The 713-nt window shown below is 71.5% G+C and carries 1 protein-coding gene; it reads right to left on the bottom strand.

Translation table 11 applies throughout. The features are described 5' to 3' along the window. Positions 1–384: 384 nt before the first annotated feature. Positions 385–713 (bottom strand): hypothetical protein (locus H5J30_RS35730; protein ID WP_220189664.1); only part of this gene is annotated, 329 nt, incomplete at its 5' end.

Here is a 713-nt window from a genome sequence, read left to right as displayed (position 1 = left end):
CGGGGAGTTGGTGGGCGGTGACGCCGGGGATGTGCAGACCGGGTGCGTGGGGGTCGGCGTCCGCGGCGATGACGTCGGCTTCGGGTAACAGGGCCCTGGCCAGGGCGAGCCCGGCAGGCGTGGCGACGCCGGTCACCAGAATCCGGGAAGTCATGGCTGCTCCCATGAAATGGGTGAAGAGAGGGGTACGTACTGGGTGCCGAAAAGGTGAGGAGGAGGGGTCCCGCCGCCCGCCGTCCGAAGGCCGCTTCACACGTCCCCGGCGAGCGGCGGGAGCTGGTGCCCGCGCCTCCCCCAGGCGCGCTGAGGGGTGGCGGGGGCTCTGCGTGAGGGCCTCGGCCCGGGTCCGGCGGTGTCGGCCGGTGGGCCGGTCGGGTGCTCGGGCTACCGGCCCACGGGCCCGGTAGTGGCGTGGGAACCGGGGTCGGGGGCTTCCGGATTCTGGTCGCCTTGGTGGAGGAGCTGCCACATGCTGGCGATCAGCCCCAGCGGGATAACGATCTTGGCGAGGGCGGCGTTAGGCGGTGCACAGAGCAGGACGACCGCGTCGGCGATGGCGTGGCCGAGGAGCAGTGGAAGCAGTCGTGCGTAGCGCAGGAGGAGCCAGGTGCGCAGCAGCGCGTAGGGCACGAACGCGAGGGCGGCCAGGCCGTAGTGGAGGTGGAAGGCCACTTCGATGACCGTGACGGTGGTGTAGATCATCCAGGCGGGTC

The organism is Streptomyces phytophilus, from assembly GCF_013870535.1.
Lineage (GTDB): Bacteria > Actinomycetota > Actinomycetes > Streptomycetales > Streptomycetaceae > Streptomyces > Streptomyces phytophilus.
The sequence above is the reverse complement of the archived record's forward strand: the minus strand, read 5'-3'. Positions and strand labels throughout refer to the sequence as shown.